Genomic DNA, 23,501 nt, shown 5'->3' with positions numbered 1-23,501 from the left:
CCCCGGAAAATGCGTCCAAGTTGGGCTTTTCGCCCGCTCTTATTCGTTCTTGCCCGCTGTAGGCCGCTCCCCCGCTCCCAGGGATTGTTCCGCCCCACACTGCTTGGCAAGCCAACCATACCGCAGTGTGGTTGACAGATCCTTACAGGGGAACTCACTTTTTATGCTTTTGCGGTACATAACCATTTCAGCCCGACACAATGGGCCGGCTTTCGGGGCGTGCGTCATTATGACCATCCGCAGCCCCCGAATGTTATAGGCCCTCTTCCCCGGCCCGGCCGCATGATAGTCTCATGGCGGACGTCACCGGTGATTGGGGAGAGGCATGCGGGTCTGGCAGTCGGCATTCTCATCTCCGGCGGAGGAACTGTCTCCACAGTCCGCCGATCTCCTGCTGGTTTTCGGATCCGTTGACATCTTAGACAGCCCGGACTTCGCCACCCGGCTGGCGACCGCCTTTCCGGGCGCCGTGACGGTGGGATGCAGTACGGCGGGCGAGATCGCCGGCGACTGTGTCCTCGACGGGACCTGCATCGTCACCGCCATCCGCTTCGACCGGGGCGGCGCCGTCGCCGCGGCGGAAGCCAACATCGCCTGTGCCGACGAAAGCCAGCGTGCGGGCGAGATCCTGGGGGAGGCGCTGATTGCCCGGCCCGGCCTGTCGGGAGTGCTGTTGTTCGCCCGCGGCGTCGGGGTCAACGGCAGCGCGCTGATCGACGGGCTGTCGTCCCGCCTGCCGGCGGGCATTCCGGTGTCGGGCGGTCTGGCCGGCGACGGCGGCTCCTTCGTCCGTACGCTGGTGCTGGGCCCGTCCGGCGTCTCGGATGGACGCGCGGTGGCGGTCGGGCTGTACGGCGAAGGGCTGCAACTCGGCCTCGGCTCCGTCGGCGGGTGGGAGCCGTTCGGACCGGCGCGCAAGGTGACCAAGTCGGTCGGCAACCGGCTGCTCCAACTGGACGGCGAGCCGGCACTGAACGTCTACAAACGCTATCTCGGCGACTATGCCCGCGACCTGCCGGCCTCGGGCCTGCTGTTCCCGTTCGAGCTGCTGAACGGCAATCATGATTCAGTCGGGCTGATCCGCACCATTCTCGGCATCGACGAGGCGGCCGGCGGCCTGATCCTGGCCGGCACGGTGGAGGAAGGCTTTTACCTGCGGCTGATGCACGCCAGCACCGACGGGCTGGTCGACGGGGCGGAGCAGGCCGGCTCCATTGCCGCCGCCGCGGCTGCCGACACTATGGCGGGGGAAACGATCGGCGACCGGCTCGCCCTGCTGGTCAGCTGCGTCGGACGCAAGCTGGTGTTGGGCGACCGGGTGGAGGAGGAGGTGCAGGCCGTCGCCGACCGCATGGGGGCCCGCGCCGTGCTGGCCGGCTTCTACTCCTATGGCGAGATCGGACCGATGCGCGATCTGGTCGATTGCCGACTGCACAACCAGACGATGACGGTCGCCCTGCTGACGGAACGCTGACCGCATGCACCGCCTGCTTCAAAGCCAGTTCAAACGGGTTCTGGGTCTGCCGACCGCCGAGGCGGCGGCCTCCGTCCTGGCGGAGCTGAAGGCGCTCGCCGGCACCACAGGCCTGTCCGCCGAAGCGGCACGGATGCTGGAGTCCCTGCCGGCGCTGTTCACCCGCATCGGCCAGAGCTATGAGCAGGCCGACCGCGACCTGACGCTCCGGGCACGCAGCCTCCAGTTGAGTTCGGAGGAGCTGGCCGACACCAACGAGCGGCTCCGGCGCGAAGCGGCGGCGCAGGCGCACGCCATCCGACGTCTGCGCGGCATCGCCAACAGTCTGCTGCGGGCGGACGGCCGCCCGGAGCTTCCGGATGCCGCAGACAGCAGCCCGACCGACAGTCTGGAACGGCTGAGCCAGCTGATGGCGGGGCTGGTGGAGGAACGCTCGGCGGCACAACGGGCGCTGGAACAGCAGAAATTCGCACTCGACCAGCATGCCATCGTCAGCATCACCGATCACCGCGGCATCATCACCTACGCCAACGACAAGTTCTGCCAGATCAGCGGCTATCTCCGCGAAGAACTGCTGGGCCGGTCGCACCACATCGTCAATTCCGGCCGCCACCCCTCCGGATTCTTCGCGGAGATGTGGCACACCATCATGGATGGGCAGGTCTGGCATGGAGAGATCTGCAACCGCACCAAGGCGGGCGAAGAATATTGGGTGGCGGCGACCATCGTCCCGCTGCTGACCGCCGACGGCCAGCCGCACCAGTACATCGCCATCCGCACCGACATCACCGAGCGCAAGCGGATGGAGGCGGAGCTGGAGGACAGCCGCCGCTTCCTGCAGAGCATCACCGACAGCATGGGCGAGGGCGTCTTCTCGCTGGACCGCAACGGCTTCTGCACCTTCCTGAACCCGGAAGCCGAACGTCTGCTGGGATGGTCGCTGGAGGATCTGCGCGGCATCACCTTGCACGACGCCGTCCATTTCAAGGACGGGCAGGGGCGGCCGGTCGCCGGGGAGGACTGCGCCGTTCTGAACACCGTCCGGCGCGGCGAGATCCATCGCTCGGAAGCCGACCATTTCATCCGGCGCGACGGCACCGTCTTTCCCATCGCCATCACCGCGGTGCCGCTGCGCGAGGACGGCAGCATCGTCGGCTCCGTCACCGTCTTCCAGGACATCACCGAACGCCAGCGCATGCTGACCGCCCTGCAGGAAAGCGAGGAGCGGCTGACGGTGGCGCTGGACGCCTCCAACACCGGGCTGTGGGATTGGAACCCGGTGACCGACCACGCCTATTTCTCCGACCGCTGGCTCGGCATGCTCGGCTACGTGCCGGGAGAGCTGCCGGGCAACGGCTCCACCTGGCTGACGCTGCTGCACGATGGCGACCGCGATCGCGTGCTGTTGACCCTGGAGGAGCATGTGGCCGGCCGCGCCCCGGTTTACGAGGTCGAGTTCCGCATGCGCCACAAGTCGGGCGCCTGGGTCTGGATCCTGTCGGCCGGCAAGGTGACGGAACGCGACGCCGACGGCCTGCCCACCCGCATCACCGGCATCCACAAGGACGTGACCGACCGCAAGCGCACCGAGGACGAGCTGGCCCGCGCCAAGGAGGAGGCCGACCGCGCCAATCGGCAGAAGAGCGATTTCCTGGCCAACATGAGCCACGAGATCCGCACGCCGATGAACGCGGTGATCGGGCTCAGCCACCTGATGATGAAGACGGAGCTGACGCAGCGGCAGCGCGACTACCTGGACAAGATCCACGCCTCCTCGCGCAGCCTGCTCGGCATCATCAACGACATCCTGGATTTCTCGAAGGTCGAGGCCGGCAAGCTGACGATCGAGGCGATCCCCTTCCACATCGGCGACGTCTTGCAGGAGGTCGCGACCGTCGTCCTGCCGAAGGTGCGGGAAAAGGGGCTGGAGCTGATCGTCGATGTGCATGCCGGCGTGCCGGGCACGCTGGTCGGCGATCCGCTGCGGCTGGGACAGGTGATCCTGAACCTCGTCTCCAACGCGGTGAAGTTCACCGAGCGCGGCGAGGTGGCGGTGACGGTCGGCGGTCGCATCGGCGGCGCCGACGATTACCGGCTGGAGGTGGAGGTCCGCGACACCGGCATCGGCATGTCGGCGGAACAGGCCGCCGCCCTGTTCCGCCCCTTCACCCAGGCCGACAGTTCCACCACGCGGCGCTTCGGCGGTACCGGGCTGGGGCTGGCGATCTGCCGGCAGCTGGTGGAGCTGATGGACGGCGGCGTGTCGGTGGAAAGCCGTCCAGGGCAGGGCAGCATCTTCCGCTTCTCCATCCGCTGCCGGGTCGCCGCCGGCGGCAGCACCGACGACCGACTGCCGTGCGACCTGATGGAACGCCGCGTTCTGGTCGTCGACGACAGCGACGCCGTGCGTTCCATCCTGACCGACATGCTGGAACGCTTCGGCCTGATCGTGGAGTCGGTCGGCGACGGCTGGTCGGCGCTGCGCCGGCTCGAGGAGGGGCAGGCCGGCACCTTGCCGCCGGTGGAACTGGTGGTGCTGGACTGGCGCATGCCGGACCTGGACGGGGTGGAGACGCTGCGCCGCCTGCGCGCGCTGCCCGGCCTCCAGCCACCGGTGGTGATGACCACGGCCTATGGCGCCGAGGGTGTGCAGGGAGCGTTGGACAGCGCACTGGACACTGGATTGCCTGAAGGCGCGCGCGAGCCTGTCACCGCTGTGCTGGAAAAGCCGGTGACGCCGTCTGCCATGTTCGACTCGGTGATGGTGGCGCTGGGCGGAGCCACGACCCGCACGGCCGATATCGGGCGGCGTGCCTACGATCCGGCCCAATCGACGGAGCTGTCGGCGTTGGTCGGCCGCAGCGTGCTGCTGGTGGAGGACAATCTGGTCAACCAGCAGGTCGCCTGCGGCCTGCTGGAGCTGGTCGGCATCGAGGCCACCGTGGTCGGCAGCGGCGAGGAGGCTTTGCAATGCCTGCGCGAAGTGAAGTTCGACCTCGTGCTGATGGATGTCCAGATGCCGGGGCTGGACGGCTATGAGACCACGCGGCTGATCCGGCGCGAGTTGGAGCTGTCGAGCCTGCCGATCATCGCCATGACCGCCCACGCCATGGCAGGCGACCGCGAGCGCTGCCTGGACTCCGGCATGAACGATCATGTCTCCAAGCCGATCGACCCGGAGACGCTCTATGCCGCGCTCGCCCGCTGGCTGAAGCCGGTGCGCGGGATCGCCGGCAGCGCGGCGGCGGCTACCGCGATGCCGGCGGTCGCCGCGCTGTCGGCCGCCCAGGCACTGCCCGACAGTCTGCCGGCGCTCGACCTTGCCGTCGCCCGGCGCAACGTGAACGGCAACCTTGCCCTGCTGCGGCGGATCCTGATCGACTTCGCCACCACCCATGAGGGCGAAGCGGTGCGTCTGACCACCGCCGTGCAGGAAGAGCGCTGGAAGGACGTGTTGCGGCTCTCCCACACGCTGAAGGGCACCGCGGCCACCATCGGCGCCATGGATCTGTCCGCCTTGGCGGGCCGGGTGGAGGCCGCAGCGATGACGGTCCCGCCGGCCCTGGAAGACGACCTGCTCGGCCTGCTGGCCGACGCCCTGGCCCAGGTGGTGGAGGGGATCGGCACCCTTGGCCGGCCGGTGGTGGAAGGCAGCCCGATGACAGAACCACAGGAACAGGTGTCCACCAATTGTCGGCGCGACATGCTGCGAGAGGCGGAGTCGCTGTCCGACCGGCTGGGCGGTCTGCTGATCGCCGGGGATCCGGAGGCGGGCGATCTGGCCGATGCGCTCGCCCGCCTGCTGGTCGGCAACCCGATGTCGGCCTTGGCTGAGCGGGTGAACCGCCATGCCGGCACCTTCGACTTCGACGATGCCGCCACCGCCCTGACCGAACTGCGCGACCGCCTGCGCGATTGGGGAGAGACCGCGACATGAGCCTGCCGCACCCGGTTGGACGGCCGAACGGCGACAAGCCGCGCATCCTGATCGTCGATGACGAGCCGATCAACCTGAAGGTCATGGCCGACCTGCTGCGCGAGAGCTATGGCCTCATCGTGGCGAAGGACGGCCCGCAGGCGCTCGCCCGTCTGGCCGGCGATCCGCTGCCCGACCTGATCCTGCTGGACGTGATGATGCCGGGCATGGACGGGGTGGAGGTCTGCCGCAGGCTGAAGGAGGATGCCCGCATCCGCGACGTGCCGGTGATCTTCATCACCGCCATGGGACAGGTCCATGACGAAACCCGCGGGTTCGAGGTGGGCGCCGTCGATTACATCACCAAGCCGATCTCCCCGCCGGTGGTTCTGGCCCGCGTCCGCACCCACATCGCCCTGCGTGAGGCGAGGCGTGCGCTCGCCGACCAGAACCGGCAGCTGGAGGAGCGGGTGGCGGAGCGGACACGCGACCTGCTGCACGCCCAGGACGCCACCATCCGCGCCATGGCGTCGCTGGCGGAAACCCGCGACAACGAGACAGGCAACCACATCCGCCGCACCCAGAACTATGTGCTGGCACTCGCCCTCCATCTCAGCCGCGATCCGGGCCATGCCGGCCAGCTGGACGAGGAAACCATCGAACTGCTCTACAAATCGGCGCCGCTGCACGATGTCGGCAAGGTCGGCATACCGGATTCTATCCTGCTGAAGCCGGGAAAGCTGAGCGACGACGAATTCCATGTGATGAAGACCCATGCGGCTCTGGGCCATGACGCCATCTTCGCCGCCGAAGGGCAGGCGGAACTCGCCATGGCCGGCGAAAGCTCCTTCCTGCGCATCGCGCGGGAGATCGCCCACGGCCACCATGAACGCTGGGACGGCACCGGCTATCCCCGGGGGCTGGCAGGGGAGGCGATTCCGCTGTCCGCCCGGCTGATGGCGGTCGCCGACGTCTATGACGCGCTGATCAGCCGCCGCTGCTACAAGCCGCCCTTCCCGCACGAAAAGGCGGCGGCGATCATCCGGGAAGGCAGCGGCAGCCATTTCGACCCGTCCGTGGTCGCCGCCTTCTCCGCCGTGGAGGACGAGTTCAAGGACATCGCTAGCCGCTATTGCGACGAGGAGGAGTGAGCGACGGACGCCACGCCCCCGTCCTCAGAACAGCTCGACGTCCACGTCGCGGCGACCGATCACGGCAGCTTCATGGCCATCCGAATCCAGAATGCGGATCGGTTCACCATCGCAGTCGTCCGACATCGCCTGGGCGATTTCGAACAGTTGCATCGGTAGCCGCATCCGGCCATTCGGCATCCGATCGGTGCGGCAGGGGGCGATGGTGACGGTGAATGCCATGGTGATGCTTCCGTTTGCATTGAACCATGGCCAAAGCAGCAAAGCCTATACCAAAGTATGAGGGTAAAGCTCGCGATCAGGGAAAGACCTTATGTTTGCAAAAGATCCGGCCGCCACACCGTCCTGATCGGCCGCCTTCCTGGCCTGCGATCCACGAACCCATTAACCATCGGCTTGCCGGTTCGGAGAGTTGCCCGACCGCCGCCTCTGCATTCTGCGATGCTGGCGATCGCAGAATGCAGAACCGGGATCCCGACGGGAGTGGCGTGTTGCCCAAGCCTCAAATCCAGGAATCGTCCCCGCTGCCGCTGCTGCCGTCGTCGAAGGACGAATCATCGTATGACGCATCGTCGGCAGGCGGCGGATCGGGCTGGTAGGTGGTGTCCTGAGCGGTGTCACGCCCGGTATCGCCCTGCGGTCCCTGGTCGTCGCCGTAATAGTTGTTGATCACCGTCTCGTTGATCGTCTCGCCGGCCAGGGGCTGGGCCATCGCCGTGCCGAAGGGGCCGGGCGAATGGTGCAGCAGGGAGGAGATGGCGCTCGCCGCCAGCATGCCACCGGCCACACCCGCAGCGGTCTGCGCCGCCCCCGCGAAGAACCCGCCACCGCGCGGGGCCATGCCCGGCTGCGGATAGGGGGAAGGACTGTACTGCTGCGGCGGATAGGCAGCGCCAGGGGCACCAGTGGGCACCGCACCGGGTGCGCCCCACGGGCTCCGGCCGGCAGGGGACTGTCCTTGCGGATAGGGTTGGGCCGGAGCGGGTTCGGCGTCGCGCCCCCATGGGCTGCGGCCGATGCCCAGCGCATTCGACAGGAAGCTTCCGCCGGACTGCGCCGGCTGGGCCGGTCGTTCGCGCAGTTGCCGCTCCAGTTCCTCGATCCGGGTCTGGGCCGCGGTCAGCGCCTGCTGCTGCACCAGCACCGTCTGCGCCATATAGTAGGACGACTGCGGCTGGTCCTGGACCGACCGGCGGATGAAGTCCTCCGCTTCGGCGTCGCGCGGCTGGGAGTGCTGCTGGGACTCCACCTCGCGCAGGCGACGGAACAGGTCGGACAGAAGCGTGCGTTCCTCGGGGGTCATCGACGTCTCCTAGACATGGCGCCCATCGCAAGGGGACGCCACCCCTACATGTGGAGTCGCCATCCCCCGCCGGACAAGTCCCCCACCGTCTGTCCATATGCTGAGAGACTGTCCCGCCCGATAACGCGGCGCCGGACATTTGGTTTCGTATCTTAAGCAATATTGCGCAAAAGCGCCGGCGACTTGCCTAAGGTTCCGAACACGGTTCTTTGGATGGTGGATTGTCCTCCTGACCATTGTGGGAAGCGGGGCGGCTATATCGGCTATGGCGTCGCCGGCTTAACATATGACATTGACGGGGGTGCCTTTTTCCACATCGATAGGTCACATTTGTGATGCGACCGCCCGGCGGCGCCGGTTGTGAAGCCGAGACCAAGACTGAACAGGCGCCGAGAGATGGTGGAACTGACCGACCTGGAGCGCGATGCGCTGACCGAGTTGGTGAACATGGGGGTCGGCCGCGCCGCCACCCATCTCAGCCGCATGGTCAATGACCAGGTTCTGCTGTCCGTGCCAACCGTGGACATCGTCAGCCGGCAGGAGGCGTCGGACTTCCTGTCCGCACGCGAGCGGAGCGGGCTGGTGGCGGTGGAGCAGCAGTTCCAGGGCTCCTTCGACGGCCGCGCCATGCTGATCTTCCCGGAGGCCAACAGCCTGGAGTTGGCCCGCGCCGTCCTGGGCGGCGACCTGACCCTGGCGGAGATCGTCGATCTGGAGCAGGACGCCCTGGCGGAGATCGGCAACATCATCCTGAACGGCTGTCTCGTGGTTGTCGCCAACGCGCTGAAGGACCGGCTGACCATCTCGTTGCCGGCGGTGCTGCGCGGAGACGGCGCCAACATCCTGAAGGACAAGGTCGGCGGCGGCGACGAGCTGGTGCTGTTCCTCTACATCGACTTCACCATCCGCAGCCGCAGCATCCGCGGCTACATCGCCCTGCTGATGGGGGTTTCCTCCCTCCAGTCGCTGAAACAACTGATCCACGCCTTCATCGAAGGCATCGCCGCCGAAGAACCCACATCCGCCGGAACGTCGTCGCATGGCTCCCAGATTGCCTGAACAACCCACCTGGGCGCTCGATGTCCTTGGCGCGCTGGACGCCGGCATCCTGCTTCTGGACCGCCATTGCCGGGTTCTCTACTGGAACGGCTGGATGGAGCAGGCCTCCACCCTGACGGCCAGGGAGATTCTGGGGCATGATCTGTTCGACGCTCTGCCGAACCTGCGTGAATCGCGCCTGCACATCGCGGTGCGCGACACGCTGGCCACCGGCGCGCCCGGCGTCCTGTCGCACACGCTGAATCCGATGCTGTTCCCGCTGCACCTGCCCGACGGGCGGCGGATGGTCCACAATGTGGTGATCCGTCCGCTGCCGTCGAACGCCTCGTCGCCCCATTCGCAGGCCGCCGGCAGCGAGGCGCGCTGCCTGATCCAGGTGACCGACGTCACCGCCTCGGTGAACCGCGAGCGGGTGCTGCGCGAGCAGCGTGATGCCCGCCACCGCGCCATCGTCGACACCGCCCCCGATGCCATCATCACCACCGACACACGCGGCATGGTGCAATGGATGAACGGCACCGCCACCCGCCAGTTCGACTACCGTCCGGACGAGCTGATCGGCCGGAGCGTCACCGTCCTGCTGGGTGACGACGCGCCGGACTGGATCGCCATGGCGGAGCGCAGCGGGCCGGAGGCCGCCAGCAGGGATGCCGCGACCCAGCCGGTGGAACTGTCGGGCCGGCGGCGCGACGGCAGCCACATCGACCTGGAACTGTCGATGGCACGCTGGGAATCGGAAGGGCGCAGCTTCATCACCGGCATCCTGCGCGACATCACAGAACGCCGGCGCACCCGGGAGGAGCTGCGGACCAGCGCGCTCGCCATGCGACAGCTGGCCGAGCAGACCAAGGCGACGCTGGACGCGTTGCCGGCCCTCATCGCCGTGCTCGACCGTTCCGGCCACATCGTCTCGGTCAACCGCGCATGGGCGGAAGCCGGACCGGAGACGAGCTTCCTCGGCCAGGGCTGCATCGTCGGTGACGATTATCTCGACCATTGCGGCCGCGGGGAGACCGCCGACCCGCGGGCCGACAGCGTGATGGGAGGCCTGCGCACCCTGCTGAGCGAAGGCGGGCCGCCAGTGTCCGCCGAATACGTCACCAACAACCAGCACTGGTTCCGCTGTCTCGCCGCCCCGATGCCGGCCGGCCCGTTCGGCGGCACCGTGCTGATGCACATCGACGTGACGGAGATCAAGTCGATGGAGGCGGCGCTGCGCAAGCTGGTCGGCCAGAAATCGACCCTGCTCCGCGAGGTCAACCACCGGGTCAAGAACAGCCTGCAGCTGGTGTCCAGCCTGCTGACGCTCCAGACGCTCAGCCTGCCCGACGCAGGGATGCGGGTGCATTTCCAGGATGCCCGCAGCCGTATCGAAGCGATCGCCCGCGTCCACAACCGGCTCTATCAGGCCGACCAGTTCCAGACCATCGAGTTCGGCACCTATCTGAACGAGCTGTGCGAAGATCTGGCGCGCGCGTCCGGCGGCGACAGCATGTGCGACATCGTCGTGCAGTCGGACGTGATCGACCTGCCGATCGACCATGCCGCCCCGCTGGGCCTGATCGCCAACGAGCTGATCACCAATGCGGTCAAGCATCGCGGCAGCGGTCCGGCGAAGGTCGATGTGACCTTCCGGCGGGAGGACGACCGGCTTGCCCTGACGGTTTCCGACCGCGGTCCCGGCCTGCCGTCGAACTTCGACATCCGCAAGAGCCGCAGCCTGGGCATGCGCCTGATCTCCAGCCTCGCCGGCCAGATCCGGGCCAGCGTCGACATCGACACCACTCCGCAGGGCACCACCTTCCGCATCGAGCTGCCGGTGCCGGACGAGGTGCCGCTGCTGGAGACCTCCTCGCCCGAGGAGATCGAGGGATGAAGATCCTGCTGGTGGAAGACGAGGTGCTGATCGCGCTGGAACAGCAGCTCTATCTGGAAAACGTCGGCCACAGCGTCATCGGTCCGGCCGTCACCGCGGCGGAAGCGGTGGAGATGGCCGCGGAGGACAAGCCGGATCTGGCGCTGGTCGACGTGCATCTCGGCATGGGCTCCAACGGCATCGACGCGGCGCGGGGGCTGACCGGACTGGGCGTGCCCTGCCTGTTCATCACCTCCTTCCGTGACGAGCTGAAGAAGGATGGCCCGCTGACCGGCATCGGCTGCCTGCCGAAACCCTTCACGGAAAGCGGCCTGATCGCCGCCGTCGACGTCGCCCGCGCCATCCTGGCGGGGGAAACGCCGCGCAACGTGCCACAGACGATGGAACTGTTCGTGTGAAAAGAGGGGGGTGACGCCACCTCCCTTAGCGCACGTCCGGAAAATCGGCACCCAGCGTCGTCGCCTCCCAGGCATCGATCTCGTCCAGCACCGAACGCAACTTGCCGCGGACGCCTTCCAGCGCCGGACGGCCGAGCACGAGGCGGAGTGGCGGAATCTCGGCGGTCACGGCGGTGATGATCGCTTCGGCCGCCCGCACCGGATCGCCCGGCTGCTTGCCGCTGTAGCCGGAGATTTGCTTGCGCCGCGCGCCGGAGGTCTGTTCGTAATCGTCGATCCAGGTCGCCGACTGTTTCAACGAGCGCCCGGCCCAGTCGGTGCGGAACGGCCCCGGCTCGACGATCAGCACGCGGATGCCCAGCGGCGCCACCTCCTTCGACAGCGATTCCGACAATCCCTCCACCGCGAACTTGGTGGCGGCGTAATAGCCGGAGCCGGGGAAGCCGATCATGCCGCCCTGGGACGAGATGTTGACGATGTGCCCGGCCCGCCGCGCCCGCATCCCCGGCAGCACCGCCCGCGTCACCGCGGCCAGCCCGAAGACATTGGTCTCGAACATCGCGCGGATCTCCGCGTCCTCGCCTTCCTCGATGGCGGAGAGATAGCCGTAGCCGGCATTGTTCACGACGACATCGAGCCGGCCGAAGGCTTCCTCCGCCTCGGCGACGGCGCGGGCAACCTGGGACCGGTCGGTCACGTCCAGCGCGATGGCCCGACCGCGCTCGCCATGGCCGGCCAGCAGATCGTCCAGCCGGCGCGGATCACGGGCGGTCGCGGCGACGCGCCAGCCCTTTTCAAGCACCAGCCGCGCCAACTCGCGGCCGAAGCCGGTCGAACAGCCGGTGATGAACCAGACGGGCGTGTCGGTGGTGGTCTGTGCCATGACGGCTCCTGCGGTCAGCGAAAACAGTCGGTCGCCAGGGACATACGCCGACACGCCGCTGCGGCCACCCCACCTTTCGACAAAGGGGAACGGACCCTTCAGCCCCCGATCCGGCGGATCGGCTCCGGCGCCGACTGTTGCTCGAACAGTCGGCGATAAAGCCCGCCAGCGCGGTGGAGCAGGGCGGCATGGCTTCCCTCCTCCACCACCCGGCCCTGGTTGAAGACCAGGATGCGGTCCAGCGTGCGCACGGTCGACAGCCGGTGGGCGATGATGATGGCGGTGCGGCCCTGCATCAGCCGTTCGATGGCCTCCTGGATCAGCGCTTCCGATTCCGAATCCAAGCTGGAGGTCGCCTCGTCCAGGATCAGGATCGGCGCATCAGCCAGGAAGGCGCGGGCCAGCGCCACCCGCTGCCGCTCACCGCCCGACAGCTTGACGCCGCGCTCGCCGACCAGCGTCCCATAGCCCTTGGGCAGGCGGGCGATGAAGTCGTGGGCGTTGGCAAGCTTCGCCGCCCGCTCGATCTCCGCCATCGACGCACCGGGGCGGCCATAGGCGATGTTCTCCGCCAGGGTGCGGTGGAACAGGATCGGCTCCTGCGGGACGATGGCGATCTGCGAACGCAGGGAGTGCTGGGTCGCCCCTGCCACCTCCTGCCCGTCAATCAGCACCCGGCCCCCGGTCACGTCGTAGAGGCGCTGGATCAGCTTGACGAAGGTGGTCTTGCCTGATCCCGAAGGTCCGACCAGCCCGACCCGTTCCCCCGCCTTGATGGTCAGCGACAGGTCGCAATAGAGCGGCGTGGTGTGGCCGCCATACTGGAAGGTGACGTGGTCGAAGCGCACCTCGCCCGCCCCGATGCGGATCGGCGCGGCGTCCGGCCGGTCCTCCACCCCGAGCGCCTCGGCATGGATCGCCACCAGCTCCTCCATCTCGTTGACTGAGCGCTGGAGATGGTTGATGTGCATGCCGATGTCGCGCAGATAGCCATGCACGACGAAGTAGGTGGTCAGCACATAGGCGACGTCGCCCGGCGTCGCCTGCCCACGCCACCACAGCAACAGCGCGGTCGCCACCACGCTGCTGCGGATCAGCAGAAGCACAAGCAGCTGCACGGTGCTGTGGCGGGTATGGCGTGTCCAGGTGCGGTGGGTGCGGCGGCTCCACTTGCCGACGACTCCGGCCAGCCGCTCGTCCTCGCGCGGCTCGGCGCCGAAGGCCTTGACCACGGCGTTGCAGCCGATGGCGTCGGCCAGCGTGCCGCCCAGCTTGGTGTCCCAGGCGTTCGACAGCCGGGCTGCCGGCGCGATGTAGAGGGTGGAGAACAGCACCGTCATCGCGATGTAGACCGCGGTGCCGAGCGCGATGACCAGCCCCATCGCCGGCCAGTGCAGCCCCAGTGTCACCATGGTGCCGATCAGCACCACCAGTGACGGCCACAGCGCCAGCAGCAGCGTGTCGTCCAGCGTGTCGAGCGCCCACATGCCGCGGGTGATCTTGCGCACCACCGAGCCGGCGAAGCTGTTGGCATGCCAATCGGTGGAGAAGCGCTGGATGCGGTGGAAGCTGTCCTGGCCCACATCGGCCATGATGCGCAGGGTGAAAGGGATGACGCCGCTCCATGCGAGATGGCGCATCACCACCATGCCGACGCCCAACACCACCATCGCGCCGAAGGCGGTCAGCGCCGCGTGCAGCGCCGCGTCGCGGTCACCCGGCAGCAGGGTCAGCGCATCGACCAGCCGACCGGCGAACAGCGGCATGAAGACGTCGGCGAGAGTCGACAGGGCGATGGCCCCGGCGATGCCGGCGGCCAACGGGGTCTGGCGGCGCCAGTGACGGAAGGTGAAGGCCAGAACGCTGCGGATGGCGTTCGGGCGCGGGGTGCGTTTCGACTGTGCCATGGGAATCCAACCGGGGCAGGGGCCGGCCATACGGGCGGCGGCGCCGTTGGGGGAAATGGGGAATGGTCGCTGTGCGCGGCTTGAGGCAGCCGGCGCGGAGATGTAGTGCGGCGCTAAATGCCATCTCTTTCCGAGTGGCGAGGATTCGAAGCCGGAAGAACCAACCGAAACAGCAACAACTGCGCGTCATCCCCGCGAAGGCGGGGATCCAGTGTTCCCAAAGCGACCGCTCCGGAAAGGCTGGATTCCCGCCTTCGCGGGAATGACGGCCAAACAAGCCTTCAGAACGTCACCGGCCCTTCAAGTTCGTCTGGCGCGGCTTCATGCCGGAGGGCTTGCCCCCAGCTCCGCCAGCCGGCTTCGTCCCAGGCGCCTTGCCCACCGGCGGGACCACCCGGCGGCCCTGGCCGGCCTGCTGGGTCAGGAAGGTCTTGCCTTTCGGCCCCTTCTCCCGCGGCTTGGCGGTGGCGCCGACCGGCTGCCAGGCCGGGATCAGCTGCTCCTCGCCGGGCCCGATCAGATCCTCGCGGCCCATGCGCTTCAGCGCCTCGCGCAGGATCGGCCAGTTCTCCGGATCGTGGTAGCGCAGGAAGGCCTTGTGCAGGCGGCGCTGCTTCAGCCCCTTCGCCGACGACACCATCTCAGACCCGACGCGGCGCACCGGGCGCAGGGGGTTGCGCTCGCTATGGTACATCGCGGTCGCCAGCGACATCGGCGAGGGCAGGAAGGTCTGCACCTGATCCGCCTTGAAGCCGTTCCGCTTCAGCCACATCGCGAGGTTCATCATGTCCTCGTCGGTGGTGCCGGGGTGGGCGGCGATGAAGTAGGGGATCAGATAGAGCTTCTTGCCCGCCTCCTTCGCGGCCTTCTCGAACATCCGCTTGAACTCGTCGTAGGCGCCCATTCCGGGCTTCATCATCTTCGACAGCGGGCCCGGCTCGGTATGTTCCGGCGCGATCTTCAGATAGCCGCCGACATGGTGGGTCACCAACTCCTTCACATATTCCGGATTGCGGACGGCGAGGTCGTAGCGCAGGCCGGACGCGATGTGGATCTTCTTCACGCCCGGCACCGCGCGGGCCTTGCGGTAGAGCTGGACCAGCGACGAATGGTCGGTGTTCAGGTTCTTGCAGATGTCCGGGAAGACGCAGGACGGGCGCCGGCAGACCGATTCCGTCTCCTTGTCCTTGCAGGCGAGCCGGTACATGTTGGCGGTCGGCCCGCCCATGTCGGAGATCACGCCGGTGAAGCCCTTGGTCTTGTCGCGGATCTGCTCGATCTCGCGCAGGATCGACCCTTCCGACCGGCTCTGGATGATGCGCCCCTCATGCTCGGTGATCGAGCAGAAGGAACAGCCGCCGAAGCAGCCGCGCATGATGTTGACCGAGAAGCGGATCATCTCCCAGGCCGGGATGCGGGCGTCGCCATAGGACGGATGCGGCGCCCGCGCATAGGGCAGGTCGTAGACGCCGTCCATCTCGTGGGTTTCGAGCGGGATCGGCGGCGGGTTCAGCCAGACGTCGCGGTCGCCATGGCGCTGGACCAGGGCGCGGGCATTGCCGGGGTTGCTCTCCTGATGCAGGACGCGGCTGGCATGGGCGTAGAGCACCTTGTCGGCCGTCACCTGCTCGAAGCTGGGCAGCCGCACCACCATGCGGTCGGCGCCGGCGGCGCGCGGCGACACCGGCACCGACGGATCGTCGATGGAGCTGCTGTCGACCACCGTCCAGCCTTCCGGCACCGAGGAGCGCATGATGGCGGTGCCGCGGATGTCGGTCATCGCCTTCGGCGATTCGCCCTTCAGCGCGCGCTGGGCGATCTCGATGATGGCGCGTTCGGCGTTGCCGTAGACCAGCATGTCCGCCTTGGAATCGACCAGGACGGAGCGGCGGATCTTCTCGCTCCAATGATCGTACTGGGCGATGCGGCGCAAGCTGGCCTCGATGCCACCGAGGACGATCGGCACGTCCTTGAAGGCTTCGCGGCAGCGCTGGGAATAGACGATGACTGCGCGGTCCGGCCGCTTGCCACCCTCGTCGTTCGGCGTGTAGCTGTCGTTGTGGCGCAGGCGGCGGTCAGCCGTGTAGTGGTTGACCATCGAATCCATGTTGCCGCCGGTAACGCCCCAGAACAGCCGCGGCTTGCCCAGGATCTTGAACGGCTCCGCACTGCTCCAGTCCGGCTGGGCGATGATGCCGACGCGCAGGCCCTGCGATTCCAGAAGCCGGCCGATGATCGCCATGCCGAAGCTGGGATGGTCGATATAGGCGTCGCCGGTGACGACGATAACGTCGCACTGGTCCCAGCCCAGCCGGTCCATTTCCGCACGCGACATCGGCAGGAAGGGTGCGGCCTTGGGGCGCACACTCCGGTCGGGGCGGTGAGTGAACAGGTTGGGGGCCGCGAGCATCGCGTTCTCCGGGTCTCGATCGAAAATGCGGATGGATAAGCCGACACTCTTACCCTGTCGGCCGGCAAATTCCCACCGCTGATAACGCAGCGGAGCAATGGGACATTGTTGGACATGGGGCACGGTAGCTCGCCCGCTATGTGGGACGCCCCACAGCCGGTGCAAGGGGAGGGCAGGGTGACAGCGTCAGGCTGCCATGCTGCCGGCCTCCTCCGTTCGTCCGTTGCGGCGCGCCACCGCCCAGCCGATCAGCGCCCCCACCAGCATCACCAGCGCCGCGATCAGGAAGGCGGCGCCGGGGTGCGGGAACAGCGGATCGCTGCTCACTGATGCCGAATAGACCGTACCGAAGAAGACCGGCGCCAGAATGCCGGCGACGCTCGCCACGCTCATGTTTGCACCCTGCAACTGGCCCTGTTCGGATGGGCTGACCCGCTGGGTCATCAGCGACTGGATGGTCGGCATCGCCAGCCCCCACAGGGCGTTGGGCACGATGGCGAAGGCGAACCAGCCGCCATCCGGCGCCAGCCCCATGCAGGCCAGCCCGACGGCACCGCCGAACAGGCCGACGACCATCGTGCCGCGGTCGCCCAGCCATTTGACCATGCGCGACACCACCACCCCCTGCATGAGCATGTCGAGCGCGCCGACCATCGCCAGCAGAAGCCCGACATCCCAGGCGCTCCAGCCATAGCGGTGCGCGGCATAGAGTACGAAGACGGCGGGGAAGACCTGATGGGAGACATGCAGCATGAAATTGACCAGCGCCAGACCCGACAGTTCCGGGTGCGAGCGCAGCAACAGGAACGCGCCGAACGGGTTGGCCCGGCGCCAGGAGAAGGCCATCCGGCGGTCATGCGGCAGCGATTCCGGCAGCACCACCAGACCATAGAGGAAAGCCAGCCCGCTGAGCAGGCCCGCCCCCCAGAAGGGTGCCCGCGGCGAGATTTCGCCCAGGATCCCGCCCAGCAGCGGACCGGCGATGAAGCCGGCGCTGAAGGCGGCGCCGATCAGACCGTAGGCGCGCGCCCGCTGCTCCGGCGGCGTCACATCGGCCATATAGGCGAAAACGGTGGTGAAGCTGGAAGACGTGATGCCGGCAACGGCACGGCCAACCACCAGCCACCACAGGTCAGGCGCCATCGCCATCAGCACATAGTCCGCCGCCAGCCCCAACGCCGACAGCAGGATGACCGGACGCCGGCCAAAGCGGTCCGACAGCGACCCGATCACCGGAGAGGAGAAGAACTGCATCAGCGCCCACAGCGCCACCAGCGCGCCGTTGATGGTGCCGGCCTGCGCGTCGGCCCCGACGAACTGCTCGATCAGCGCGGGAAGCACCGGAATGACGATGCCCATCGCCACGATGTCGAGTGCGGCGGTGACGAGAATGAAGGCCATGGCGGCCTTGCGTGGACGAAGAACGGGAGACATGGAAAACCTTCAGGAACAAACAGGTCTAAAGCGTCCAAATGAGGCACGCAGGCGTGCCCCGGCCGAAAAGGGCGGGCCGGGCTGCATCGCGAACAGAGGCGCGATCATAGAGGAAGCGAAGGTGGTTTGGAAGCGGAATATTTCCAATATCGGATGCTTTAGCGCGCCGTAGGGTCGGCAAACTCAGGATGCGGTTCAGCGGGAATTTGCCGGGATCACGGTCCCGGCACCTGCGAAAAAGTTTGGGCCATCGGCGGATGTTTGGGTCACGTTTCAGTGGAGTCCCTACGGATTCCAGGTTCCCACATTCATACCGCGAGGCGCGCCTTGATCTCGGCAACGGTATCACCGCCAACGGCGATATCGGTATCCGGCAGTTCGTGAACAGCGACGAAGAACAGCTCTTTCGGGATACCGGTCACCTGCACAGAAACCTCGGTCAGGCGACGTATCAATTCGGCTTTAACCTCGGGTTTCATTTGGCCCGCTTCAAAAACGATCAGTGGCATTGAGGATTTCCTCTGCTCAGCTAATGACGATGGGATAAAGCGACAACACGAGCAGCGCCGCCATCGTGATGTTGAAAGCGCCGACATAGGATGGCTTGGTCAGCAGGCGCCGCAAGCCGACACCGAAGATCGCCCATATGCCGACACAGGGAGCGTTCACAACGGCGAAAATCAAGGCGAGGACAGCAACCCCCATGATGGAGGTCTGTTGGGGCAGATAGGTCGTGATGGCCCCGAGAGCCATGATCCAGGCCTTGGGATTCACCCATTGGAAGGCGGCCGCCGCAAGGAAACCCATCGGCCGCTGCGCTGTCCGGTCGTCGGCCCGGCCGAGGGGAGACGACGTTGCGATGCGCCATGCGAGATGGACGAGATAGACGGCGCCGACACACCGCAAAATGTCGTGGATGACCGGATAGGTATCGAACACCGCGCTGAGACCCGCGCCCACGAGGACGACCATGATCGAGAAGCCGATGCTGATCCCAACGATATGCGGCACGGAGCGCGTCAAACCGAAGTTAACACCCGATGCCAGCACCATCATATTGTTCGGACCCGGCGTGATCGAGGTCACGAGTGCATAGAGCATAAAACCGGCAAGCATTTCGGGCATGATCATCTTCACAGCCTTCTTTGATGAAAACGCCCCATGATCATTTTCTCCATGCGTTCCGTGATCGACATTACGCGATGAGATGCTTATGATGAAATCCAATAGTGTCACAAAACACTTTTGGGTCGACCGTGCTCCTGAAATCCCCGTGGAAGCCACGCCTCGCAGATACCGAAGCAACGGTCGCCGAGCGGCTGGTCCAGGCCTTGGCCGATGACATCGCAGCCGGAACCTTGGAAACCGGAGATCGCCTGCCGGCTCACCGGGAACTCGCCTGGGCTTTGGAGATCGGCATCGGCACGGTCACGAAAGCCTATGCGATCCTTGAAAGGCGGGGACTGGTGCGTGGGGTGAAGGGGCGTGGAACTTTCGTTGCCGCGTATCAGGCCCGGCAAGGAACGCTGATCGACCTCTCGATCAATGCACCGCCTCCCATCCTTTCACACCGCGCTCTGGCGCGCTCGTTGATGGCGATAAGCCGAAAGGTCGATGCCGATTACTTCACCCTCTACGCGTCGCCGGCCGGTCATCTGGAACATAGGCGGTTGCTCGCCCGCTGGCTCGAAACGCTCGGCCTCGTCGCGGACCCGGCACGGCTCGTCCTGACCGGAGGAGCGCAACAGGCCCTCGCTTTGGCCTTCGATCTCGTCTGCGGCCGTGACGGCGTCATCTTGACCGAACGCCTCACATATCCCGGAGCGATCACTCTTTGCCGTCATACGGGCTTGAGAATGCGCGGCGTGGCAATCGACGACGAAGGCATGGTGCCGTCATCACTCGCCGAAGCGCTGGATTCGGAGGGCACCTCCCGCCGCAGAGCAGTCTATGTGACGCCGACGCTGCACAATCCAACGACCGCCACCATGACTCTGGCACGGCGGGAGGCCATTGCCGACATTTGTCGGCTGCATGACGTGCCGATCATCGAGGATGGCGTCTACGGATCGGGAACGGAAGGCACGCCGATCGCGATGCTGGCCCCGGAACGCTGCCTCCATGTCAGCAGCCTGTCCAAGACGATCAGTCCCGGCTTGCGTGTGGGCGTCCTGCTCGTCACTCCGGCGATGGAATGTTTGGCTACAACGGCGTTGCAAGCCTTGCCTTTTTCGCCGTCGCCCCTGTCATGCTGCGTCATCGAGGATTGGCTTGCGAATGGAACGATCCGCTCCGTTCGTCTGGAGTTGAAGCGCGAGGCGGCGCGCCGAAGCGAGTTGGCGAAGGCTCTTTTGGCTGACCGGACGCTGGTGAGCCACCCGGACGCCTACCAAGCCTGGCTACCCATGCCGCGCGAAGAAGCCGATATGTTCGCCTCCAGCGCCGCGAGTCTGGGCATCGCCGTGACACCTCCGTCGGCCGTCATGGTCGCCCCGGAGGAGAGTGACAGTGGTGTCCGTCTCTGTCTCGGAGGGGCGTCATTCGATGATCTGACGCGGGCGCTCTCTCTTCTGTCGGGCATTGGGCGGAGCACGCGGCCTCTTTGAGAGTCGGATCTGAAGCCACCAGCGCGCACAGGCCATCGCCCAGCTCTGGTGGTGGGAATGCATGACCCTACCCAGAAGCAGAACTTTGAGCGTATAATTTCAATTATGGAAATAAATTGGGCCTCGGACTCTCGCGACTATCCGATGGAGTAATTCAGGTCATGGGTGACGTGCGGCAGTTGAAAGGGAAAGGCTCCCGCCACCGGATGGCAGCGAGAGCCTTTCGCCGTACGGGGCATTCCGCCGATGGCGTCAGCCGAAACGGCCGGTGATGTATTCGGACGTCTTTTCCTTGGTGGGGTTGGTGAAGATCTCTTCCGTGTTCCCGAACTCGATCAGCTCGCCCAGATACATGAATGCGGTGAAGTTGGAGATGCGGGCCGCCTGCTGCATGTTGTGGGTGACGATGGCGATGCAGTAGTCGGAACGCAGCTCGTCGATCAGTTCCTCGCACTTGGCGGTGGAGATCGGATCGAGCGCCGAGGTCGGCTCGTCCAGCAGCAGGACCGACGGCTTGACCGCGATGGCGCGGGCGATGCACAGGCGCTGCTGCTGGCCACCGGACAGGCTCATGCCGTTCTGGCGCAGCTTGTCCTTCACCTCGTCCCACAGGGCGGCACGGCGCAACGAGAACTCGATCCGCTCCTCCATGTCGGCCTTGGACAGCTTCTCGTAAAGCCGCACGCCGAAGGCGATGTTGTCGTAGATCGACATGGGAAACGGCGTCGGCTTCTGGAACACCATGCCGACGCGGGCGCGCAGCAGGTTCAGATCCTGCTTGGGCGACAGGATGTTGACACCGTCCAGCAGCACCTCTCCGGTGGCGACCTGCTTGGGATAGAGGTCATACATCCGGTTCAGGATGCGCAGCAGGGTCGACTTGCCGCAACCCGACGGACCGATGAAGGCGGTGACCTGACGGTCGTACAGCGGCAGCGAGATGTTCTTCAGCGCCCGGTAGCCGTCATAGAAGAATTCCAGGTTCCGGACGCTGATCTTCTCGGGCAGCCCGGCGCCGGCGATGGGGCGGTCCGCGGCGGTCCCGGCCATCATGCCGGGGGGCATCTGGTGGCTGCCGTGGGCGGGGCTGTTGGCGTCCATGTGGGTCATCGTCATGGTTACTTTCTCGTCGTGCCGAGACCGGCCAGCAGCCGGGCGCCGATGTTGAGGAGCAGGATGGCGACCGTGATCAGCAGCGCGCCGCCCCAGGCCAGCTGGCGCCAGTCCTCGTAGGGCGACATCGCGTACTGGAAGATGACCACCGGCAGGTTGGCCATCGGCGCGTTCATGTCCGCGCTCCAGAACTGGTTGTTCAGGGCGGTGAACAGCAGCGGCGCGGTCTCGCCGCTGATGCGGGCGACGGCCAGCAGCATGCCGGTGATCATGCCGTTGCGGGCGGCACGGTAGGCGACCATCGTGATCACCTTCCATTGCGGAGCACCGAGCGCGGCGGCGGCCTCGCGCAGGCTGTTGGGCACCAGCTTCAGCATGTCCTCGGTCGTACGGACGACGACCGGGATGACCAGCACCGCGAGCGCCATGGCGCCGGCCCAGGCCGAGAAATGGCCCATGCGGACGACCAGCACCTCATAGACGAACAGGCCGACCATGATCGACGGCGCGCTCAGCAGCACGTCGTTGATGAAGCGCACCACCTCGGCCAGCTTCGTATTCCGGCCGAATTCGGCCAGGTAGGTACCGGCCATGACACCGACCGGCGTGCCGACCGCGGTGGCGACCGCGGTCATGACGATGCTGCCGAAGATGGCATTCAGCAGGCCGCCCTCCCCGCCCGGCGGCGGGGTATTCTCGGTGAACAGGCTGAGGTTGATTGCCGACAGCCCGTTGTAGAGCAGCGTCCACAGGATGGCGACCAGCCAGAACAGGCCGAAGCCGGCAGCGCCCAGCGCCAGGGACAGCGCCACTTTATTGGCAATGCGCCGGCGGTGATACAGCCCTCCGATGGGGGTCGCCAGCGTTGCGGAATTGGACATTGTCATGGGCCTCAGACTCCGGCCTTGCGCTGGAGGCGCAGCAGCATCAGCTTCGCGATCGACAGCACGGTGAAGGTGATCAGGAACAGGATCAGGCCCAGCGCCACCAGCGACGAAGTGTAGACGTCGCCGACCGCCTCGGTGAATTCGTTGGCGATGGAGGCCGAGATCGTCGTGCCCGGCGCCATGATCGAGGAACTGATGCGGTGCGCGTTGCCGATGACGAAGGTCACCGCCATCGTCTCGCCCAGCGCGCGGCCCAGCCCCAGCATGACGCCGCCGACGACGCCGGTGCGGGTGTAGGGCAGCACGACGTTCCACACCACCTCCCAGGTGGTGGCGCCCAGCCCATAGGCCGACTCACGCACCATCGGCGGCACCGTCTCGAAGACGTCGCGGGTGATGGAGGTGATGAAGGGCAGCACCATGATGCCCAGGATCAGGCCGGCGGTCAGGATGCCGATGCCGTAGGGCGGTCCCATGAACAGGTTCCCGAGGCCGGGAATCTGGCCCAGCGTGGCGATCAGGAAGGGCTGGACGGTCGACTGCATGAAGGGGGCGAAGACGAACAGACCCCAGATGCCGTAGATGATGCTGGGAATGCCGGCGAGCAGCTCGATGGCGACTCCGAGCGGGCGCTTCAGCCAGGCTGGGCACATCTCGGTGATGAACAGGGCGATGCCGAAGCTGACGGGAATGCCGACAGCCATGGCGATGACCGAGGTCACCAGGGTGCCGTAAATGGGGGCGAGCGCGCCGAACTGCTCGGAAACCGGGTTCCAGACTTCGGTGGCGACGAAACCGAAGCCGAACGCGCGGAGTGCCGGCAGCGCGCCGTCGATCAGGGAAACCGTGACGCCGCCCAGGATCAGCAGGACCAGCAGCGCGAATGCAAGGGTGGCATTGCGGAAAACCGCGTCCTGCAGGCGCTGGCGGCGGGCCCGTCGGGCGGTGGAAGCGTGTGCGTCGGTCAAGGTCAGCGCGATCTCGGTCATGGCCGCTCCGTGAGGCGTGCGGAGGGGACGGCGCAATTTCCGTCCCCTCCGGCGATCATGCCCCCAGGCGGTCCGACAGGCGGCCCGCCCGAGGT

The 23,501-nt window shown here is 66.5% G+C and carries 18 protein-coding genes; 7 read left to right on the top strand and 11 right to left on the bottom strand.

Features of this window, described 5'->3' with window-relative positions; genetic code table 11:
* Nucleotides 1-325 precede the first annotated feature (325 nt).
* Genes E6C72_RS29580 through E6C72_RS29570 form a run of 3 tightly spaced genes read left to right on the top strand, consistent with a single transcriptional unit; the run spans nucleotide 326 to nucleotide 6,541 of the window.
* Complete coding sequence (locus E6C72_RS29580; protein ID WP_109865150.1) at nucleotides 326-1,474, top strand: FIST signal transduction protein; 1,149 nt, start codon at nucleotides 326-328, stop codon at nucleotides 1,472-1,474.
* Between the two features lie 4 nt (nucleotides 1,475-1,478).
* On the top strand, nucleotides 1,479-5,411 hold the full coding sequence (locus E6C72_RS29575) for a PAS domain S-box protein (RefSeq protein ID WP_109865151.1): 3,933 nt from the start codon (nucleotides 1,479-1,481) through the stop codon (nucleotides 5,409-5,411).
* Nucleotides 5,408-6,541 (top strand): HD-GYP domain-containing protein, encoded by a 1,134-nt coding sequence (locus E6C72_RS29570; protein ID WP_109865152.1) that lies wholly within the window; start codon nucleotides 5,408-5,410, stop codon nucleotides 6,539-6,541. Before E6C72_RS29575 ends, E6C72_RS29570 begins: the two co-directional genes overlap by 4 nt.
* 24 nt (nucleotides 6,542-6,565) lie before the next feature.
* Here E6C72_RS29570 and E6C72_RS29565 read toward each other — a convergent pair whose 3' ends face one another.
* Nucleotides 6,566-6,763, bottom strand: a complete 198-nt coding sequence (locus tag E6C72_RS29565) for a hypothetical protein (RefSeq protein ID WP_109865153.1) — start codon at nucleotides 6,761-6,763, stop codon at nucleotides 6,566-6,568.
* Nucleotides 6,764-7,043: 280 nt separating this feature from the next.
* Nucleotides 7,044-7,844 (bottom strand): DUF2076 domain-containing protein, encoded by an 801-nt coding sequence (locus tag E6C72_RS29560; protein ID WP_109865154.1) that lies wholly within the window; start codon nucleotides 7,842-7,844, stop codon nucleotides 7,044-7,046.
* A gap of 396 nt (nucleotides 7,845-8,240) precedes the next feature.
* Between E6C72_RS29560 and E6C72_RS29555 the strand changes: the two genes are divergently transcribed.
* Genes E6C72_RS29555 through E6C72_RS29545 form a run of 3 tightly spaced genes read left to right on the top strand, consistent with a single transcriptional unit; the run spans nucleotide 8,241 to nucleotide 11,177 of the window.
* Nucleotides 8,241-8,903 (top strand): chemotaxis protein CheX, encoded by a 663-nt coding sequence (locus tag E6C72_RS29555; protein WP_109051226.1) that lies wholly within the window; start codon nucleotides 8,241-8,243, stop codon nucleotides 8,901-8,903.
* The gene (locus E6C72_RS29550) at nucleotides 8,884-10,779 is read left to right on the top strand and encodes a PAS domain S-box protein (RefSeq protein ID WP_109865155.1); all 1,896 of its coding nucleotides are present in this window, start codon (nucleotides 8,884-8,886) and stop codon (nucleotides 10,777-10,779) included. Before E6C72_RS29555 ends, E6C72_RS29550 begins: the two co-directional genes overlap by 20 nt.
* Nucleotides 10,776-11,177: a response regulator gene (locus E6C72_RS29545; protein ID WP_109865156.1), complete on the top strand. Its 402-nt coding sequence runs from the start codon at nucleotides 10,776-10,778 to the stop codon at nucleotides 11,175-11,177. Before E6C72_RS29550 ends, E6C72_RS29545 begins: the two co-directional genes overlap by 4 nt.
* 25 nt (nucleotides 11,178-11,202) lie before the next feature.
* Here E6C72_RS29545 and E6C72_RS29540 read toward each other — a convergent pair whose 3' ends face one another.
* The 6 genes from E6C72_RS29540 to E6C72_RS29515 all read right to left on the bottom strand — a co-directional run bounded on the left by E6C72_RS29540 (nucleotide 11,203) and on the right by E6C72_RS29515 (nucleotide 18,942).
* Complete coding sequence (locus E6C72_RS29540) at nucleotides 11,203-12,060, bottom strand: oxidoreductase (RefSeq protein WP_109865157.1); 858 nt, start codon at nucleotides 12,058-12,060, stop codon at nucleotides 11,203-11,205.
* A gap of 98 nt (nucleotides 12,061-12,158) precedes the next feature.
* A complete protein-coding gene (locus E6C72_RS29535) occupies nucleotides 12,159-13,967 on the bottom strand; it encodes an ABC transporter ATP-binding protein (protein WP_109865158.1) in 1,809 nt (602 codons plus the stop codon).
* Between the two features lie 289 nt (nucleotides 13,968-14,256).
* Nucleotides 14,257-16,377 (bottom strand): YgiQ family radical SAM protein, encoded by a 2,121-nt coding sequence (locus E6C72_RS29530; protein WP_109865159.1) that lies wholly within the window; start codon nucleotides 16,375-16,377, stop codon nucleotides 14,257-14,259.
* A 186-nt stretch (nucleotides 16,378-16,563) separates the two neighbouring features.
* Complete coding sequence (locus tag E6C72_RS29525; protein ID WP_109865160.1) at nucleotides 16,564-17,811, bottom strand: TCR/Tet family MFS transporter; 1,248 nt, start codon at nucleotides 17,809-17,811, stop codon at nucleotides 16,564-16,566.
* 308 nt (nucleotides 17,812-18,119) lie between these two features.
* A complete protein-coding gene (locus tag E6C72_RS29520; RefSeq protein ID WP_109865161.1) occupies nucleotides 18,120-18,320 on the bottom strand; it encodes a tautomerase family protein in 201 nt (66 codons plus the stop codon).
* 16 nt (nucleotides 18,321-18,336) lie between these two features.
* Nucleotides 18,337-18,942, bottom strand: a complete 606-nt coding sequence (locus E6C72_RS29515; RefSeq protein WP_199229003.1) for a LysE family translocator — start codon at nucleotides 18,940-18,942, stop codon at nucleotides 18,337-18,339.
* 125 nt (nucleotides 18,943-19,067) lie between these two features.
* Here E6C72_RS29515 and E6C72_RS29510 point away from each other — a divergent pair, with 125 nt between their 5' ends.
* Nucleotides 19,068-20,417: a PLP-dependent aminotransferase family protein gene (locus tag E6C72_RS29510; RefSeq protein ID WP_109865162.1), complete on the top strand. Its 1,350-nt coding sequence runs from the start codon at nucleotides 19,068-19,070 to the stop codon at nucleotides 20,415-20,417.
* A gap of 252 nt (nucleotides 20,418-20,669) precedes the next feature.
* Here E6C72_RS29510 and pstB read toward each other — a convergent pair whose 3' ends face one another.
* The 3 genes from pstB to pstC are packed head-to-tail and all read right to left on the bottom strand — an operon-like array spanning nucleotide 20,670 to nucleotide 23,406.
* On the bottom strand, nucleotides 20,670-21,482 hold the full coding sequence (gene pstB, locus E6C72_RS29505) for a phosphate ABC transporter ATP-binding protein PstB (protein ID WP_109865192.1): 813 nt from the start codon (nucleotides 21,480-21,482) through the stop codon (nucleotides 20,670-20,672).
* Nucleotides 21,483-21,535: 53 nt separating this feature from the next.
* Nucleotides 21,536-22,417 carry a phosphate ABC transporter permease PstA gene (pstA, locus tag E6C72_RS29500; RefSeq protein WP_109865163.1) on the bottom strand — a complete coding sequence of 294 codons (882 nt, stop codon included), beginning with the start codon at nucleotides 22,415-22,417 and terminating at the stop codon, nucleotides 21,536-21,538.
* A 5-nt stretch (nucleotides 22,418-22,422) separates the two neighbouring features.
* A complete protein-coding gene (gene pstC, locus E6C72_RS29495; RefSeq protein WP_109865164.1) occupies nucleotides 22,423-23,406 on the bottom strand; it encodes a phosphate ABC transporter permease subunit PstC in 984 nt (327 codons plus the stop codon).
* Between the last annotated feature and the right edge of the window lie 95 nt (nucleotides 23,407-23,501).

Origin of the sequence: Azospirillum sp. TSH100, assembly GCF_004923295.1 — a bacterium.
Lineage (GTDB): Bacteria > Pseudomonadota > Alphaproteobacteria > Azospirillales > Azospirillaceae > Azospirillum.
This window is presented reverse-complemented; position numbering and strand designations above follow the sequence as displayed.